Raw genomic sequence first — 16333 nt, 5'->3', positions numbered from 1 at the left:
GCGGTGAAAGCGCCGTCCCGGCCTGCCGCGACGCCGCCACCTGGCCTCTTGCGGGACGCCCCGGCCGGCCGCAGGCTCGTGCCCGGAGGATCACCCGAGGGAACTGGAGCCGCTGCCGTGACCGATGTGCGGGCGTTGCACGAATGGGTGCGGGGACACCGCGCGCAGATGATCGACGACCTGGCCGCCTGCACCGGCCTGGAGACCCCGAGCACCGACCGGCTGCTGCTCGAGGCCGGCCTGTCCTGGCTGGACGGCTGGCTGCGCGCCCGGCTCGGTGAGCCGTCGGCGGTGCGGGTCACCAAGGGCGGCCCGTTCGGCGACGTCCGAGTGTACGACTACGCCGGTTCGGACGCGGCACCGGTGCTGTTGTTGTGCCACTACGACACCGTGTGGCCACCGGGGACACTCGCGCACTGGCCGTTCACCGTGGACGGTGACCGGGCGACCGGGCCGGGCGTGTTCGACATGAAGGCCGGGCTGGTGCAGGCGGTGTGGGCGCTGCGGGCGCTGGACGCGGCGGGCCTGCCGCGGCCGCCGGTGCGGCTGCTGCTCAACGGCGACGAGGAGATCGGCAGCCCGGTGTCGCGGCCGGTGATCGAGTCGGCGGCGTCCGGGGTGCGGGCGGCGCTGGTGTTCGAGGCGGCGGCCGGCGGCGCGGTGAAGACGGCGCGCAAGGGCGTCGGGATCTACCGGGTCACCACGACGGGCGTGGCGGCGCACGCGGGGCTCGACCCGGCCAAGGGCGCGAGCGCGGTCGACGAGATCGCGCGCGTGGTGCTCGCGCTGCACGGCCTGACCGATCCGGCGGCCGGGACGACGGTGAACGTGGGCGTGATCTCCGGCGGCACCCGGGGCAACGTGATCGCCGGGTCGGCCTCCGGTGAGGTCGACGTGCGGGTGTCCACCGCAGCGGAGGCCGGGCGGATCGAGGCGGCGCTGGCCGCGCTGACGGCCGCCGACCCCCGCGCGACCGTGACCGTGACGGGCGGGTGGAACCGTCCGGTGATGGAGCGGTCCGCGGGGATCGCCGAGCTGTTCACGCTGGCGCGCGGGCTGGCGGCGCAGCTGGGGGTCCCACTGCGGGAGTGCGCGGTCGGCGGCGCCAGCGACGGCAACTTCGTGGCCGCGCTGGGCGTTCCGGTGCTCGACGGCCTGGGCGCCGTCGGCGACGGGGCCCACGCGCGGCACGAGCACGTCAGCGTGGCCGGGATGCTGGAGCGGACCGCACTGGCCGCGGCCGTGCTGACCGAACTGGACGGACCGGCCGGTGCGCACCCGCCGTCGAGGAAGGCGCGGCCCCGCGGGGAGAGCCGGTAACCCACCGCGAGGCCGCCGGTCAGGCCCAGCTCCTTGAACCGCCGGCCCCGGCTTTCGAAGCCGTCCCGCCGCAGGCCGACGGCCGCACGGCTTCCTTGTCCGCGATCAGCCGCAGCACCCCGCCGCTCCACCGCACGTCCGCCACCCCGGTCCATCCACCACAGCGCGGCCCCGATCTCCGCGCGATCGTCGCCGCCCGGTCTCGCACGCGCGACCGCCGCCGGGTGTGTCGTCAGCGGCCGGTCACCCGGGCCAGCACCCGCTCCAGCACCGCGTCCGGTTCCGGCACCGCCACCGGTGACCGCCAGGCGACGAAGCCGTCCGGGCGCACCAGCAGCGCCCCGCCGCCCGCGATGCCCACCGTCGACAGCCACGCCGGGCTGGGCACCGTCGCCGCGCCCACGGGCAGGCCGAGCCGCGCTCCGGCCTTGGCCGCGGCCTCCGCCCAGTCCGGGCCGGCGGCGAACACCGTGAACCCCGACCGCACGAGGTCCAGTGTGGACACTCCCGGCGCGGCCCAGTGGTGCGGCAGGAGCGAGCCCGGCGCACCATCCCGGCTCGCCGAGACGTCCTCCGTGGACGGTGGCTCGACCACGGCGCCGATCACGGCCGACGAGTCGTACCGGTAGCCCATCGTCACCATCGGGGCGTTCCACGCCCCGGCCGCCGCCCGCTCGGCCACCGCGCGCGGATCCCAGTGCAGGCGCGGGTTCTCCCACCGCAGCACGGCCTGCCGCGTCACCAGCTCGGACACCGCGTGCCGCTCGTCGTGGTAGGTGTCCAGCAGCTTCTCCCCCGCCCGCCCGGCCAGCACCATCGCCAGTTTCCACGCCAGGTTGTGCCCGTCGGCCAGGCCGCTGTTGAGACCGAAGGCGCCCAGCGGGGGAATGGCCCTGGCCGCGTCGCCGACCAGGAACACCCGCCCGGCCCGGAACTCCTGGGCCATCCGCAGCGTGGGCCGCCACCACTTCGCCGCGATCACCCGCGCCGGCGCGTCCGCGCCCAGCGCCGTGCGCACCAGCTCCGCCGGCGTCCCCGGCGCCCCGGTGTGCAGCACCCACCGCCGCTCGCCGACGCTGAGCAGCATGCCGCGTACATCGGGGTGCCGGATCTCGGTCATGGCCGGCATCGCGCCGAAGAAGCCGACGAGGTCGGCCTCGAACAGGATGTTGCGCACCGGCTCGCCCACCTCGCCCGGCCCGGTGGTGCCGATCCCGGCCGCCGGCCGCACGACGGTGCCGACCCCGTCCGCACCGACGAGGTAACGCGTCCGCAGCACCCGGCCGTCGGACAGGGTCACCGACACCCCCTCGGCGTCCTGGGCCACCGCCGTCACCGCGACCCCGAAGTCCACCGTCACACCCCGCTCGCGCGCGGCCGGCAGCAGGGCCGCGTCCAGCCGGTCCTGCGGGTAGTGACCGCGGGGGGTCTCCGGCGAGAGTTCCGGCTGCGCGAACGGCGGCCCGCTCGGCGCGTGCTCGCGGTCGATCTCCGCCACCGTGCGCGCGTCCGCCTTCCACAGCTCGGTCGACCGCACGGCCACGGCGTCCAGCGCCGCGGACAGCCCGGCCTCGCGGAACAACTCCAGGGTGCGCGGGCTGAGACCGAGCGCCCGCGGGTGCTCCGACAGACCCGCGCGGCGCTCCACCACGTGCGCGCGCACCCCGTGGTGCGCGAGGAACACGGCGGTGGCCAGTCCGACCGAGCCGCCGCCGGCGATCACCACGTCCGACATGGGATTTCCCCTCTCGCTACATTTTCGGGAACACCGTTCCCGCCTATGGGAACACTGTACCCGATCCGTACACTGTGCCCATGCCGAGCGCGAAGAACCCGCCCACGATGGTCTGGATGCGGGACCGGACCACCCGGACCCGGCCGGTGGTCACCGAGGAGAAGATCGTCCGCACGGCCATCGCGATCGCGGACGCCGAGGGACTGGAAGCGTTGTCGATGCGCCGCCTCGCGGCGGAGATGGGCTCCGGCACCACCTCGCTCTACCGGCACGTCGCGAGCAAGGACGAGTTGTTCGAGCTGATGGTCGACACGATCGTCGGTGAGGAGCCGCTGCCCCCGCCGTCGGACGACTGGCGCGCGGAGCTGGCCCAGCTCGCCCGCCGCCAGCGGGCCGTGCTGCTGCGGCACCCCTGGCTCGCCCAGCAGGCCACCCGGTACCCGGCCCTCGGGCCCAACGTGATCGCGCGGGCCGACCACCAGCTCGGCCTCGTCTCCCGCGTGACCGGCGATCCGACCCTCGCCGCGATGGTGGTGAACACGCTCAACACCCATGTGCTCGGCGCGGTGTCCGCCGAGCTCGCCGAGCTGGAGGTGCAGCGCCGCACCGGGATGACCGAGGACGAGTGGCGGGACTGGGTCGGGGGCTACGTCCGCCAGGTCGTCGAGTCGGGCCGGTACCCGCACTTCGCCCGCCGCGTGCTGGAAGCCGGTGATCCCGATCCGGCCACCCGCTTCGAGTTCGGCCTGGAGTGCCTGCTCACCGGGATCGAGGCGGCCCTGACCCGCTGAACCGCGGCGCCGGGACCGGGGAGAGCAGGGCCGGGACCGGTGAGATCTGCCCTCGCCCGCGCGGCCCGGTACCCTACGGAACGATGAGACGGTCCGGAGTCGTGGTGGGTGCGCGAAGCTTGCGCCCGCACGGACACCTGCACCGGGGCGGCGGTCCCGGACCGGGGGTCGCGGAAGTCCGCAAGCCCGGGCACGTCCGCGTGGAGGCGGCACGATGACCAGACAGCAGGGCTTCGTGCACGAAGCCCTCTTCTACTCCTCGCCGCACGAGTACCTGTCCGGGCTGGTCCCGTTCCTGACCGAGGGCCTGGCCGCGGGCGATCCGGTGGCCGCCGCGGTGCCGGGCCCGAACCTGGCGCTGCTGCGGGAGGCGCTCGGCGACGACGCGGACCGGGTGCACCTGCTCGACATGAGCGAGGAGGGCCGCAATCCGGGCCGGATCATCCCCCAGGTGCTGCGCGGGTTCGCCGACCGGCACCCGGACGCGGCGCGGGTGCGCATCGTCGGCGAACCGATCTGGGCCGGGCGCAGCGCGGCCGAGTACCCGGCCTGCGCGCAGCACGAAGCGCTCATCAACCCCGCGTTCGACGGCCGCGACGTGACGATCGTCTGCCCGTACGACACCAGCGCGCTGGACCCGGTCGCGATCGCCGACGCGTACGTGACCCACCCGCTGATCCGGCAGAGCGGCCTGCTGCGCGACAGCGAGACCTACGCGTGGGACGAGCTCGTCACCCGGTACAACGACAAGCTGGAACCGGCCGTCGGCGCGGTGCGCTACCTGGTGCGCGAACCCGGTCAGCTGTCCGGAGCGCGGCACACGCTGGCCGCGTCCGCGCGGGAGTACGGGCTGAGCGAGACCCGCGCCGACGATCTCAAGCTGATCGTCACGGAGCTGGCCAGCAACAGCCTGATGCACGCCGGGACGCCGTGCGAGCTGAACCTGTGGCGCGAGGGTGATGAGCTGGTGTGCTCGGCCGCGGACGGCGGTCACCTCGGCGACCCGCTGGCGGGCCGGCGTCCCCCGCAGGACGGCCAGCTGTCCGGGCGCGGGCTGCTGCTCGTCAACGACATGGCCGACCTGGTCCGGATGTACCGCGGGCCGGACGGGACGACCATCCAGGTCCGCCTGCGGCTGCACGAAGACCCGGTGTGACCCGGCGCCGGTGTCCGGCTCCGTGAGTTTGCGCACGACCCCGCACCCGTCCCGGTGCGCAGGCCCAGAATGGGGGGATTGCGCACCAACCGCAGGAGGGGCCGATGCAGGAGCCGTTGTTCGGCTCGGTGGACGAGGTCGCCGAGCGCCTGGCCGGCGCGGGTTACCTGGCGTCCACCGCCGTCGCCACCACCGTCTTCCTCGCCGACCGGCTCGGCAAGCCGCTGCTGGTCGAGGGTCCGGCCGGGGTCGGCAAGACGGAGCTGGCCCGGGCACTCGCCGCAGCCACCGGCAGCGAGCTGGTGCGGCTGCAGTGCTACGAGGGCATCGACGAGGCCCGCGCGCTCTACGAGTGGAACCACGCCAAGCAGCTGCTGCGCATCACCGCCGGCCGCGACGAGGGCTGGGAGCAGGCCCGCGACGAGGTGTTCAGCGAGGAGTTCCTGCTCCCCCGCCCGCTGCTGAAAGCGATCCGCAACCCCGATCCCACGGTCCTGCTGATCGACGAGACCGACAAGGCCGACGTCGAGGTCGAGGGCCTGCTGCTGGAGGTGCTCGGCGACTTCCAGGTGACCGTCCCCGAGCTGGGCACGATCACCGCGCAGCGCCGCCCGTTCGTGCTGCTCACGTCGAACGCGACGCGTGAGCTGTCGGAGGCGCTCAAGCGACGCTGCCTCTTCCTGCACCTGGACTTCCCGTCGCCGGAGCTGGAACGCGACATCGTCACCCTCAAAGTGCCCGGGCTGGATGCGCGCCTGGCCGACTCGGTGATCCGGGTGGTCGGTGCGCTGCGCACGATGGAGCTGCGCAAGGCGCCCTCGATCGCGGAAACCGTGGACTGGGCGCGCACCCTGCTCGCGCTCGGCGCCGACACCCTGGACGAGCAGGTGGTCGAGACCAGTCTCGGGGTGATCCTGAAGTACCAGAGCGACCACCGCAAGGCCGCGGACGAGCTGCGGCTGGACACGCTGCTGTCATGACCGGGTCCGCGCTGCCGGAGCGGCTGGTCGAGTTCGTCGGCTCGTTGCGCGACCACGGCATCCCCGTCGGTCCCGGTGAGACGGTGGACGCGGCCGCAGCGGTGGCGGCGCTGGGGCTGGCCGACCGCGAGCAGCTGCGGGCCGCGCTGGCGGCGACTGTGTTGCGCCGCTCCGGTCAGCGGGCCACCTTCGATGCGTTGTTCGACCTGTACTTCCCGGTCGCGGTGGGCGCCGCCGGGGCGGCTGCCGACCAGCCGCGGGACGCCACGGAGCTGCGGGACGCCCTGGTGGCCGCCCTCGCCGCCGGTGACGAGGACCGGTTGCGCGCGCTGGCCGCGGCGGCGGTCGAGCAGTTCGGGCGCTACGGCTCGTTCGGCGAGGGCGGGTCCGGCGGCGGCGGGGCGAACGGGATGCGCGGCTGGTCGGCCTACCAGGCGCTGGACCGGGTACGGCCGGAGGCGCTGCTGAACCGGGTGCTCGCGGCGATCCGCACGGACGAAAGCGCCTTCGGCGAGGCGATCGCGCGCACCGAGGCGCGGTCCCGGATCACCCGGTACCGGGAGGCCGTGCAGGCCGAGGCCCGCCGCCGCACCGCGGAACTGCGCGGGCGGGACCGGATCGCCCGGTACGCGGTGCCGCCGCAGACCGACCTGGTCGGCTTCACCACCGCCTCCCGCGCCCAGCTGGCCGAGCTGCGCCGCACGATCCAGCCGCTGTCGCGCAAGCTCGCCACCCGGCTGGCTTCCCGGCGACGGCGGGCCCGGCGCGGGCAGATCGACCTGCGCCGCACCTTGCGGCGGTCGCTGGCGACCGGCGGGGTGCCGATGCGCCCGGCGCTGCGGGACCGCCGTCCCGGCCGGCCGGAACTGGTGCTGCTGTGCGACATGTCCGGGTCGGTGGCCGGGTTCGCGCAGTTCACGCTGCTGCTGGTGCAGGCGTTGTCGGACCAGTTCAGCAAGATCCGCTCGTTCGCCTTCGTCGAGCTGACCGACGAGATCACCGGGCTGATCGCAGCGGGGTCGGCGGACCCGGAGGGGCTCGCCCGGCGGATCCTGACCCAGGCGAAGCTCACCCGCTGGGGCATGAGCAGCGACTACGGCGGCTCGCTCGCGAGCTTCGCGGACGGGTGGCCGGACGCAGTCGGCCCGCGCACGTCGGTGCTCATCCTCGGGGACGGCCGGACCAACGGCGGCGACCCCAACCTGGACGCGGTGCGCCGGATCGCCGAGCGGGCCAAGCACGTGCACTGGCTCAACCCGGAGGCGCGAACGTCCTGGGGCACCGGGGATTCGGCCGCGCTGGAGTACGCGCGGGTGGTGCCGATGCACGAGTGCCGCAACCTGCGGCAGCTCACCCGTCTGGTGACCGAGCTGCTGCCCGGCTGACGGTCCCGGGCCGTCTCCGCGGAGTGATTTTCCTGCTGCGGTGTGTAAGTGGTGCAGACCAGGGCATCCCGCAGGCATGGCGGGGAGCAGGGTCGGCAGGCGGGCGTTCCTCACCGCGGTACTCGCGGGCGCGGCGACCACGGCCTGCAGCAGCGGTGCAAGTTTGTCGACGATGCCGGAGTTGTCGCGGCTGTTCCCGGGCGGTCCGCCGCCCCTGGAATCCCCGGCCGCGGGGCTGCGCCGCATCCCGGACGTCCAGGTCGCGGCCCACAGCGTTGTCGACGGCCACCTGCTGATCGGCTACTGCGGAGCGCCGGGCAGCCCCGCGCTGGGCCGCATGACCGGCGATCTGCGCGGGGCGTCCACCCAGCTGCGCGAGCTCATCGGCACCTATCCGCGGGACCGGCCGATCGTGCCGGTGGTCGAGCTCATCGCGACCACGGTGAACCCCACGCCCGGGCCGGACGGGATGTACCGCAGCCGCACCAACGACGGCACGATCGGCCGTTACCTGGAGGCGGCGCGGGCGCTCGGCGGGCAGCTGTTGCTCAACATCCAGCCGGGCCGAGCGGACTTCCTGCCGGAGGTCCAGGTGTACGAGCGCTGGCTGGCCGAGCCGGACGTCGGTGTCGCACTGGACCCCGAGTGGGCTGTCGAACCCGGGGTCGTGCCGGGCCAGAAGTTCGGCCGCACCACGGGCGCGGAACTGGACGGGGTGGCGGCGTACCTGGCCTCGATCGTGGCGCGGCACCGGCTGCCGGAGAAGATCATGGTGTACCACCAGGTGGCGGTGTCGGTGGTGCAGGAGCCGGCCGGCCTGACGCGGCACAACGGGGTCGCGGTGGTCAACGTCGTGGACGGCATCGGCAGCGCCGAGGCGAAGATCGCGACGTGGGATCTGGTGATGAAGCGCCGGCCCGAGCACGTGCAGGCGGGTTTCAAGCTCTTCTACGAGGAGGACACCCGGGGCGGGAAGCCGCTGATGACACCCGAGCAGGTGCTCGCGCTGCAGCCGAAGCCGGTTTACGTGGTCTACGAATAGGGGCCCCCGAGCGCGGGGCAGTGGGGAGTCCGCACCCGGGGGCCACTCGCCTGCCGCGGCGCTCCGAGGGGGAGTTCGAGCGCCGGGCAAGACGGCGGTGCCGGAGGTTTCCTGGCCACCCTCCGCGCGGGCCTTACCCTTGAATCGAGGCGAAAGCAGGGCGTGTTACTGACCGGTCTTCACCATTTCAGGGGATCCAGGAGATATCGTCCGGGTCGCCGCCACCGAGGTCCTGCCGGGAATCGTGTGAGCTGGGTCGCATGCCCCACAACCCTACTTATTGTTGAACGATCCGTCAACGGGGTTGCCGCATTGTTGAACAATCCTCTAGTCTGTGGCGCACCACACCTCTTTGCGAAAGGTGCCCAGCGATGACTGCGTCCACCCTGACCCACCGTGATGCCGAGTTCCTGAAAGCGGTTGCCGAGGGCCGCGTGGAACTGACCGCGAGCAGCGAGCCGCACGTCTACGTGGACGGTCTCTCCTGCTGCGACCAGTTCGGCGCCCGGATGCTGATCCACGCCGGCCTCGTCCGCCGCGTGCCCGGTACGGGCGCGCGCATTCCCGCCAAACTCACCGACGCCGGCCGCGAAGCCCTGCGCTGACGCGCACCGCCCCATCCGCCCCATCCACATCGTCCGCGTCGTCTGCGTCGTCTGCGTCGTCCACAAGGGACGGTTGCGGCGAAGGCTGCAACGCCACCGCACCGCAGACGGCAGAACCGGGCCGCGGGCTAGGCCCAGGCCTGCCAGCCCAGCGCAACCGCCAGTCCCAGCCCGGCCAGCGCGATCGCGATGCGCAGCGGGGCCGCCGGCAGGCGGCGCACGATTGCGGGCCCCGCGAACGAACCCGCCACCAGGCCGGCGCACAGCGCCGCCGCCGCGGGCCAGAGCACCGGGCCGGTGACGGCGAACACCACGGCGGCCACCAGATTGGCCGCGCCCGTCACGATGTTCTTCGCGGCGTTGGTGCGGGCCAGCGGCTGGGGCCAGGCGGCCGACAGCAACGCCAGCATGACGACCCCGGCCGCGGCGCCGAAGTACCCGCCGTAGACCGCGACCAGGAAGGCACCGGTCGCGGTGCCCGCGGTCAGCCCGCCACCGCGGCCGGCGCGGGCGGCCGGCCGGGGCGAGCACAGCAGCAGCACCGAGGCGGCGGCGATCAGGAACGGCACGATGGAGGCGAACGCGCCCTCCGGCGTGAGCAGCAACAACGCGCTGCCCGCGGCACCACCGGCCGCCGTGATCGCGCACAGGCGCAGCAGGCGCTTCCGCTGGCCGCGCAGCTCCGGGCGCGACCCCGCCGCGGCGCCGACCGCGCCGCCCATCAGCGCCACCGTGTTGGTGACGTTCGCGCTCACCGGAGGCACCCCGATCGCGAGCAGCGCCGGGTACGACACCAGCGACGCGAGCCCGGCGATCGAACCGGTCAGGCCCGCACCGGCACCGGCGACCACGAGGAACACCAGTTGCCACGGACCGGGAGCGAGCAGCGGTTCGGCAGGCACGGTGGCTCAACCTACCGCACCGGCACCCGGTTTCCCGCCGCCCGGGACGTGCCCTCCACTGTGGAGCTACAACGCCGCGCGGCCGACGGCGAAGAAGCGGTGGATCTCCGCGGTACCACCGAGTTCCCGCAGGGGGCGGGCGGCCCCGAAGGGCGCGGTCCAGAACGGACCGGTCCGCGGCCGGTGCGGTCTGACGTAGGCGTAGGGCTCCGGCAGGTAGGCATCCCCCGCGCAGATCCCGTAGGTCGCCTCGCCCACCACCACCGCCAGGTCGAAGTGCTCCGGCCCCAGCACCGGTGGCACCCCGGGTGCGAACGCGCGCAGCGCCTCCTCGCCCTCGGCGAACGCACGCAGGATCAGCCGCGCGGGCTCCGGATCGAGGCGGACCTCCTCGTCCGGCCGCACGCCGGAACCACCGGCGTACACACCGGCCGGTGCGCCCGCCTGCACACCGGCCTCGGCGGCGAGATCGGCGTAACGCCGCCCGGCGACCGGGATCCGCTGCGCACCGGCCACGAGCAGGTCACCGTCCAGGCGCAGGTCCGGCTCGCCGGTGGTGGCGAACCCGCCCGGCGTGATCCGCAGCCGGATGCCGTGGCCGGCCCGGAACTGGGGGCCGGCCAGCAGCAGCTCCGCGATGCCGTGCAGCGAGCGGCGCGTCGGCACCATCACGGCTTGCGGGCGGTGACGAGCCACGCGGCCGACTCCAGCCAGACCCCATCGGGCGTCTGGTAGGGCACCAGCGCCTCGGTCAGGGCGGCGGTCGCCCGCTCCACGGTGTCCGCCGGGCACCGGGCGAGGATCGCCCGGAACATGGCGCCGTGGCGCAGGAAATCCGCCGCGGACGCGGCATCGGCGCCGAGCCGGACCGGCTCCCGGAGCTCGTCCACCCCGGCACCGGTCAGCCCCGCCCCGGTCAGCACCTCCCGCAGGTACTCCGGCCGTGCGAAGGAGAACATCCCCGGCCCGGGCGACGTCACGCCGCTGGTGTCGGCGTACCGCCCGATCACGTCCAGCGGGAGCGCACGGTGCTGGTTCTCGCGCAGCTCCCGCCAGCACAGGAACGCCACCCGGCCGCCCGGCCGCAGTGCGCGCGTGACGTTGGTGAACGCGGCGAGCGGATCGTCGAAGAACATCACCCCGAACCGGCTCAGGGCGAGGTCGAACACCTCCGCGCCGAAGTCGTGGACCTGCACGTCGGCCTGGTCGAACCGGATCCCGTCGCGGCCCGCGGCACGCTCGCGGGCCACGGCGAGCATCGGGCCGGACAGGTCCGCGCCGAGCACCCGCGCGCCCCGCCCGGCCGCCAGCAACGCGGTGGTGCCGCACCCGCAGCCGATGTCGAGGACCCGGTCCCCCGGCCGGATGCCGGCGGCGTCGAGCAGGTGGGGCGTCAGGCGGGCCAGCATCGCGTCGTAGTGCTCGGCGTGGGTGGCCCAGTAGCGCCCCGTCTCGCCGTTCCAGTCCCGTGCCTCGTCCTCGTTGACCATCCCGTCACGGTAACGCCGGGACGCGGCATGGGTAACCTGCGAACATGGCCTACGCGCGCCCCGCCGCACCGGACGAGCTGCGTCCGCTCGAGGTGTTCGGCAACTCGGCGCGGTTCCTGTACGACGAGGACCACCTGAGCGAGCCCGGCCCGGCCGCGCGGTGGCTGGCCGGGCACGCGCTGGCCGACCTCACCCTGGACGAGCCCGGGCGGGCGCGGCTGGTGCGGTTCCGGGAGACGCTGCGGGAGCACCTGGGCGGCGCCGACGTGACCGCCGAGCTGAACGAATTCGCCGCGGTGGCGGTGACCGGGCCGCGCTGGCCGGGTCCCGCACTGGCCCCGGCGGGCGGCGGGGTGGACGGCCTGATCGCCCGGCTGCTGGACGTCCTGTTCCGGGCCGAGGTGACCGGCCGGGTGCAGCGGCTCAAACCGTGCCGCGCGCCGGAGTGCCGGTGGCTGTTCTACGACCGCTCCCCGGCCGGCAACGGCGTGTGGTGCAGCATGGACATCTGCGGCGCCCGGCACAAGATGCGCACCTACCGCGCCCGCCGCTGATCAGCCCGGGCCCAGCCGCTCCCCCAGCTACGCCGGGGAGGCCGCGACCCGCCCGTCCCCGGCGGCCCGGTTCGCCCGGCGCCGCGTCGGGCACCGCCGCCTAGACTCGCGGTCGACACCTCGGGAAGGGGACGTGGATGGGCATCGTGACTCCCGGATTCCGGGGCCGGGCGCGAACCGCGGACGAGAGGCTGCCGCCCGGGCAGTACCTGGTCGAGGACTTCCCCGTGCTGTCCGCCGGGCCGACTCCGCGGGTGCGGACGGAGAACTGGCGCTTCACGGTCACCACGGAAACCGGGCGGACGCACGAGTGGTCGTGGGCCGACCTGCTCGCGCTGCCGTCGGAGACACCGACCGTGGACATCCACTGCGTGACCCGGTGGTCGAAGCTCGGCACCAGCTGGCGGGGCGTGTCGCTGGACACCCTGCTGGCCGACGTGGACACCGCCGCCGACTACGTGCTGGCCGAGTGTCACGGCGGGTACACCACGAACCTGCCGCTGGAGGACCTGCTCGACGGCCAGGCCTGGATCGCCTACGAGTTCGAGGGCGAGGAGCTGGCCCCGGAACACGGTGGCCCGGCGCGGCTGCTGGTGCCGCACCTGTACTTCTGGAAGTCCGCGAAGTGGATCGAGGGCCTGCGGCTCACCCTCGACGAGGACCTCGGCTTCTGGGAGGCCGCCGGGTACCACGCCTACGGCGACCCGTGGCGCGAACAGCGCTACCAGGGGGACTGACGTGGTCCGGGGCCGGCTGGCGTGGCGCGTCGGGCGCCTCGCCGAGGTCCGCGACGAGACGCCCACCGCGCGCACCCTCGTGCTCGACGTGCCCGGCTGGCCGGGTCACCTCGCTGGGCAGCACGTCGACCTGCGCCTCACCGCCGAGGACGGCTACCGCACCACCCGCACCTACTCACTGGCCGCGCCCGCCGACGGCGACCGCATCGCGATCACCGTGCAGCGCGTCCCCGGCGGCGAGGTGTCGCCGTACCTGACCGAGGTGTTCGCCGTCGGCGACCCGGTCGAGCTGCGCGGCCCCGTGGGCGGGTGGTTCGTGTGGCGGCCCACCGCACCCGATCCGGTGCTGCTGGTCGCGGGCGGGGCGGGCATCGTGCCGCTGATGGCGATGATCCGCGCCCGCCGCGCGGCAGGCAGCCGCGCACCCGTCAAGCTGCTGTACTCGGTACGCACCCCGGCCGACGTGTACTACGCCGGCGAGCTGCGCCGCCCCGAGCCGGGCCTGGACGTCACCGTCGTCTACACCCGCAAGGCCCCGGCGGACTGGCCGGGCGAGCCGCACCGGATCGGCATCGCCGACGTCAACACGGCGGGCTGGCCCGCGGAGTTCGCGCCGCAGTGCTTCGTGTGCGGACCGACCGGGTTCGTCGAGACGATGGCGGACGTCCTCGTCGCGCTGGGACACGATCCGCGGCGCGTCAAGACCGAACGTTTCGGGCCCAGCGGGAGCTGACATGAGCGAGCTCTTCGAAGACGGCAACGCCCTCGCCGGACCCGCCGGCGAGATCTTCGCCGTGGACATCACCAGCGCCACGACCCGGTGCGTGAGCTGCGGCCGCGCCGACGCGGTCGCAGCCCTGCGCGTCTACCGGCACGCGCCCGGCCTGGTCGCCCGGTGCCCCGGCTGCGACGCGGTGGTGCTGAAGCTGGTGCGCGGCCGCGACGCGGCATGGCTGGATCTCACCGGCACGTCCAGCCTGCGCATCCCGCTGCCGGAGGGCTAACCGCGCGCGGGCCGCCATTGCAGGCCCGCCACCGCCGCGAACACCACCCCGCCCAGCGGGAGCGTCCAAGCCGGACCCAGACCGGTCCGGTCCGCACCGTAGTCCCCCCAGGCGGTGACCACCACGCCGGCCACCACGGCGGTCCCGGTCAGCACGAGGACGGTCGCCCGGCGGCGCGGATCGCCACCCGGCCCGCACGCCCGGTCCAGCGCGGCCGCGGCGCCGATCGCGGTCAGGACGAGGACCACCGCGGCGGTGATCACCCCGGGCGGGCCGCCGGCGAACACCGCGACGAGCAGCACGACGCGCGCGATCGCGCACCCGGCCGCCCCCAGTGCGGCCGCGCCCAGCACGTGCCGCACGGGCTGCCGCGCGCCGGGCGCCGACACCGGCGCGGGCCGCAGCAGCCCGAACCCGAGGACCGCCAGCCCGGTCACGGTGAGCACCGCCAGGACCACCGCGGCGACGGTCAGCAGCAGCGTGGTGGACCCCGCCAGGTACTCGACCGGCCCGTCCGCGGTGACGCACGTCGCGCTCGGCGGGAAGTAGCTCCGCTCGACCGACCGGGCCCCCGGGCAGGAGTCGCCCGGATCGAACCAGGACGGCATCGCCGACTCCACGACCATCGACCACACCAGCCAGCCGGCGAGCCCGGCACCGGCGAGGACCCGCGCCACGGGAGGAGAGATCGTCACCCCGCCGATCCTGCCACCCGGCCCGTGTCGGCCTGGTCACCGGCGACGGTCCCGGCACCCGCGGGCAGGGTACGTTCCCCTGCGGAGACCGGCCCGGACCGCGGGCGACCACGACGAAAGGCGAGACGAGTGACGGCGTTCTCCTCCAGGTCCTTCTCCACCGCCGACCTGGTCGATGAGCACGGCGACCAGCTGTGGGTGTGCGACACGCAGTTCCGCCAGTTCGGCGGCGAGCGGGTGTTCTCCGGCCGGGTCCGGACCGTGGCGTGCTACCAGGACAACCGTCTGGCCAAGCAGGTGCTCGCCACGCCGGGCGAGGGCGCGGTGCTGGTGATCGACGGGCGCGGCTCGCTGCACACCGCGCTGAGCGGCGACCTCATCGCCCGGTCCGCGGCCGACCACGGGTGGGCCGGCCTGGTGATCAACGGCGCCGTGCGGGACAGCGCGGTGCTCGCCGGTTTGCCGATCGGCATCAAGGCGCTGGGCACGACCCCGCGGAAGAGCGCCAAGGCGGGCACCGGCCAGCTGGACGTGCCGGTCGGCTTCGGCGGCATCACCTTCCACCCCGGTGACCTGCTCTACGCCGACGACGACGGCGTCGTCCTGCTGGCGGGCTGAGCCGGCCCGCGGGGACCGCCGCGGCCCCGCGCCGGCCCTCACCGCCCGGCGGCCACCAGCGCCCGCTCGGTCAGCACGCGGGCCAGGTGCTGCCGGTACTCCGCGGTCGCGTGAGCCTCGTCGGCCGGGGAGGTGCCCTCCGCGGCCAGTGCCGCCGCCTCCGCCGCCGACGCACCGGCGGCCAGCGCCGCCTCGGTGGCCGACGCGCGCAACGGCGTGCCGCCCATGTTGATCAGCGAGACGGCGCCGCCCGCGACCACCACTCCGACGATGGCCCAGTCCAGCGCCCGCCGGGTGAACTTCTCGAACCCCCACCCGGTGCCGTCCTGCACCGGCACCCGCACCTCGGTCAGCAGCTCCTCGGCCGCGAGCGGGGTTTCGAACGGGCCCTGGAAGAACTCCGCCGCCCGGATGCGGCGCTCACCCGCCGGGCCGCGCGCCACGAGCACCCCGTCCAGCGCGAGGATCGCGGCCGGCAGGTCGGCCGCCGGGTCGGCGTGGACGAGCGACCCGCCGATCGTCCCGCGGTGCCGGATCTGCTGGTCCCCCACCGACGCGGCGACCCGGGCGAGCACCGGCGCGTGCTCGGCGAGGACCGGGTCGTGGTGCAGGTCGTGGTGGCGGGTCAGGGCCCCGATGACGATCTCGCCGCCCTCGGCACGCACGTACCGCAGCTCGTCCAGCGGGGCGATGTCGACGACCACCTCCGGCACGGCGAACCGCAGCTTCATCAGCGGCAGCAGCGACTGCCCGCCGGCCAGCAGCTTGGCGTCGTCACCGTGCTCGGCGACCGCCGCCAGCGCTTCGTCCACAGAGGACACCCGGCGGTAGGTGAACGCGGCCGGGATCACCGCTGCACCTCCTGGCCGGAGGCGTTCATCACCGCGTTGACGATGTTGTGGTAACCCGTGCAGCGGCACAGGTTCCCCTCCAGGCCGTCGCGGACCTCATGCCGCGTCGGCTTCGGGTTGTGCTCCAGCAGCGACACCGCAGCCATGATCATGCCCGGGGTGCAGAACCCGCACTGCAGGCCGTGTTCCTCCCGGAAGGCGCGCTGCAGCGGGTGCAGCCCGCCGTCCTCGCCGCGCAGTCCCTCCAACGTGGTGACCGCGTGCCCGTCGGCCTGGGCGGCCAGCACGGTGCACGACTTGACCGACTCGCCGTCGAGCAGCACGGTGCACGCGCCGCAGGACGTGGTGTCGCACCCGACGTTCGTCGCGGTCAACCCGGCCCGTTCCCGCACGAAGTGCACCAGCAGCGTGCGGTCCTCGACCTCCCCGGTGACCGTCCTGCCGTTGATCTCGATCGAGACCTTCACC

The 16333-nt window shown here is 74.4% G+C and carries 19 protein-coding genes; 12 read left to right on the top strand and 7 right to left on the bottom strand.

Annotation, left to right across the window (positions count from 1 at the left end; genetic code table 11):
• Positions 1-117: 117 nt before the first annotated feature.
• Positions 118-1320, top strand: a complete 1203-nt coding sequence (locus FHX46_RS11870; RefSeq protein ID WP_313886100.1) for a M20 family metallopeptidase — start codon at positions 118-120, stop codon at positions 1318-1320.
• Between the two features lie 232 nt (positions 1321-1552).
• On the opposite strand, the gene FHX46_RS11865 is transcribed toward FHX46_RS11870, so the two are convergent.
• Positions 1553-3055: an FAD-dependent monooxygenase gene (locus tag FHX46_RS11865; RefSeq protein WP_167113310.1), complete on the bottom strand. Its 1503-nt coding sequence runs from the start codon at positions 3053-3055 to the stop codon at positions 1553-1555.
• 80 nt (positions 3056-3135) lie between these two features.
• On the opposite strand from FHX46_RS11865, the gene FHX46_RS11860 reads away from it, so the two are divergent.
• The 6 genes from FHX46_RS11860 (at position 3136) to FHX46_RS11835 (ending at position 9014) form a co-directional block, all read left to right on the top strand.
• Positions 3136-3846: a TetR/AcrR family transcriptional regulator gene (locus tag FHX46_RS11860; protein ID WP_167113309.1), complete on the top strand. Its 711-nt coding sequence runs from the start codon at positions 3136-3138 to the stop codon at positions 3844-3846.
• Positions 3847-4060: 214 nt separating this feature from the next.
• Positions 4061-5002, top strand: a complete 942-nt coding sequence (locus FHX46_RS11855; RefSeq protein ID WP_167113307.1) for a sensor histidine kinase — start codon at positions 4061-4063, stop codon at positions 5000-5002.
• Positions 5003-5106: 104 nt separating this feature from the next.
• Positions 5107-5982, top strand: coding sequence for an AAA family ATPase (locus FHX46_RS11850; RefSeq protein WP_167113306.1), 876 nt, complete (start codon positions 5107-5109; stop codon positions 5980-5982).
• On the top strand, positions 5979-7367 hold the full coding sequence (locus FHX46_RS11845) for a vWA domain-containing protein (RefSeq protein ID WP_167113304.1): 1389 nt from the start codon (positions 5979-5981) through the stop codon (positions 7365-7367). The genes FHX46_RS11850 and FHX46_RS11845 overlap by 4 nt, the downstream gene beginning before the upstream one ends.
• A gap of 76 nt (positions 7368-7443) precedes the next feature.
• A complete protein-coding gene (locus FHX46_RS11840) occupies positions 7444-8409 on the top strand; it encodes a hypothetical protein (protein ID WP_167113302.1) in 966 nt (321 codons plus the stop codon).
• Between the two features lie 371 nt (positions 8410-8780).
• The gene (locus tag FHX46_RS11835) at positions 8781-9014 is read left to right on the top strand and encodes a hypothetical protein (protein WP_167113300.1); all 234 of its coding nucleotides are present in this window, start codon (positions 8781-8783) and stop codon (positions 9012-9014) included.
• A gap of 128 nt (positions 9015-9142) precedes the next feature.
• On the opposite strand, the gene FHX46_RS11830 is transcribed toward FHX46_RS11835, so the two are convergent.
• The 3 genes from FHX46_RS11830 to FHX46_RS11820 form a co-directional block, all read right to left on the bottom strand.
• Positions 9143-9916: a sulfite exporter TauE/SafE family protein gene (locus tag FHX46_RS11830; RefSeq protein ID WP_167113298.1), complete on the bottom strand. Its 774-nt coding sequence runs from the start codon at positions 9914-9916 to the stop codon at positions 9143-9145.
• Positions 9917-9982: 66 nt separating this feature from the next.
• Positions 9983-10612 (bottom strand): hypothetical protein, encoded by a 630-nt coding sequence (locus FHX46_RS11825; protein WP_313886099.1) that lies wholly within the window; start codon positions 10610-10612, stop codon positions 9983-9985.
• Complete coding sequence (locus tag FHX46_RS11820; RefSeq protein WP_167113296.1) at positions 10585-11406, bottom strand: class I SAM-dependent methyltransferase; 822 nt, start codon at positions 11404-11406, stop codon at positions 10585-10587. Before FHX46_RS11820 ends, FHX46_RS11825 begins: the two co-directional genes overlap by 28 nt.
• Positions 11407-11450: 44 nt before the next feature.
• Between FHX46_RS11820 and FHX46_RS11815 the strand changes: the two genes are divergently transcribed.
• From FHX46_RS11815 to FHX46_RS11800, 4 genes are all read left to right on the top strand, one after another.
• Positions 11451-11960 carry a CGNR zinc finger domain-containing protein gene (locus FHX46_RS11815; protein ID WP_167113294.1) on the top strand — a complete coding sequence of 170 codons (510 nt, stop codon included), beginning with the start codon at positions 11451-11453 and terminating at the stop codon, positions 11958-11960.
• A gap of 137 nt (positions 11961-12097) precedes the next feature.
• Positions 12098-12697 carry a sulfite oxidase-like oxidoreductase gene (locus tag FHX46_RS11810; RefSeq protein WP_167113292.1) on the top strand — a complete coding sequence of 200 codons (600 nt, stop codon included), beginning with the start codon at positions 12098-12100 and terminating at the stop codon, positions 12695-12697.
• Between the two features lies 1 nt (position 12698).
• Positions 12699-13430 (top strand): ferredoxin reductase, encoded by a 732-nt coding sequence (locus FHX46_RS11805; RefSeq protein ID WP_167113290.1) that lies wholly within the window; start codon positions 12699-12701, stop codon positions 13428-13430.
• Between the two features lies 1 nt (position 13431).
• A complete protein-coding gene (locus FHX46_RS11800) occupies positions 13432-13701 on the top strand; it encodes a DUF6510 family protein (RefSeq protein ID WP_167113289.1) in 270 nt (89 codons plus the stop codon).
• On the opposite strand, the gene FHX46_RS11795 is transcribed toward FHX46_RS11800, so the two are convergent.
• Positions 13698-14396, bottom strand: coding sequence for a hypothetical protein (locus FHX46_RS11795; protein ID WP_167113287.1), 699 nt, complete (start codon positions 14394-14396; stop codon positions 13698-13700). The two genes, FHX46_RS11800 and FHX46_RS11795, sit on opposite strands and share 4 nt — an antisense overlap.
• A gap of 129 nt (positions 14397-14525) precedes the next feature.
• Between FHX46_RS11795 and rraA the strand changes: the two genes are divergently transcribed.
• Positions 14526-15014, top strand: coding sequence for a ribonuclease E activity regulator RraA (gene rraA / locus FHX46_RS11790; protein ID WP_167113285.1), 489 nt, complete (start codon positions 14526-14528; stop codon positions 15012-15014).
• Between the two features lie 38 nt (positions 15015-15052).
• Here rraA and FHX46_RS11785 read toward each other — a convergent pair whose 3' ends face one another.
• Both FHX46_RS11785 and FHX46_RS11780 read right to left on the bottom strand, forming a co-directional pair.
• Positions 15053-15865 (bottom strand): FAD binding domain-containing protein, encoded by an 813-nt coding sequence (locus FHX46_RS11785; protein WP_167113283.1) that lies wholly within the window; start codon positions 15863-15865, stop codon positions 15053-15055.
• A complete protein-coding gene (locus FHX46_RS11780) occupies positions 15862-16332 on the bottom strand; it encodes a (2Fe-2S)-binding protein (RefSeq protein ID WP_167113281.1) in 471 nt (156 codons plus the stop codon). The genes FHX46_RS11785 and FHX46_RS11780 overlap by 4 nt, the downstream gene beginning before the upstream one ends.
• Position 16333: the final 1 nt, after the last annotated feature.

The sequence above is a fragment of the Amycolatopsis viridis genome, from assembly GCF_011758765.1.
GTDB classification, from domain to species: Bacteria; Actinomycetota; Actinomycetes; order Mycobacteriales; family Pseudonocardiaceae; genus Amycolatopsis_E; species Amycolatopsis_E viridis.
The sequence above is the reverse complement of the archived record's forward strand: the minus strand, read 5'-3'. Positions and strand labels throughout refer to the sequence as shown.

Coding starts and splice junctions, on each gene's coding strand:
- FHX46_RS11865 (WP_167113310.1), bottom strand. CDS start 3,055: ATGTCGGACGTGGTGATCGCCGGCGGCGGCTCGGTCGGACTGGCCACC.
- FHX46_RS11860 (WP_167113309.1), top strand. CDS start 3,136: ATGCCGAGCGCGAAGAACCCGCCCACGATGGTCTGGATGCGGGACCGG.
- FHX46_RS11855 (WP_167113307.1), top strand. CDS start 4,061: ATGACCAGACAGCAGGGCTTCGTGCACGAAGCCCTCTTCTACTCCTCG.
- FHX46_RS11850 (WP_167113306.1), top strand. CDS start 5,107: ATGCAGGAGCCGTTGTTCGGCTCGGTGGACGAGGTCGCCGAGCGCCTG.
- FHX46_RS11845 (WP_167113304.1), top strand. CDS start 5,979: ATGACCGGGTCCGCGCTGCCGGAGCGGCTGGTCGAGTTCGTCGGCTCG.
- FHX46_RS11840 (WP_167113302.1), top strand. CDS start 7,444: ATGGCGGGGAGCAGGGTCGGCAGGCGGGCGTTCCTCACCGCGGTACTC.
- FHX46_RS11835 (WP_167113300.1), top strand. CDS start 8,781: ATGACTGCGTCCACCCTGACCCACCGTGATGCCGAGTTCCTGAAAGCG.
- FHX46_RS11820 (WP_167113296.1), bottom strand. CDS start 11,406: ATGGTCAACGAGGACGAGGCACGGGACTGGAACGGCGAGACGGGGCGC.
- FHX46_RS11815 (WP_167113294.1), top strand. CDS start 11,451: ATGGCCTACGCGCGCCCCGCCGCACCGGACGAGCTGCGTCCGCTCGAG.
- FHX46_RS11810 (WP_167113292.1), top strand. CDS start 12,098: ATGGGCATCGTGACTCCCGGATTCCGGGGCCGGGCGCGAACCGCGGAC.
- FHX46_RS11800 (WP_167113289.1), top strand. CDS start 13,432: ATGAGCGAGCTCTTCGAAGACGGCAACGCCCTCGCCGGACCCGCCGGC.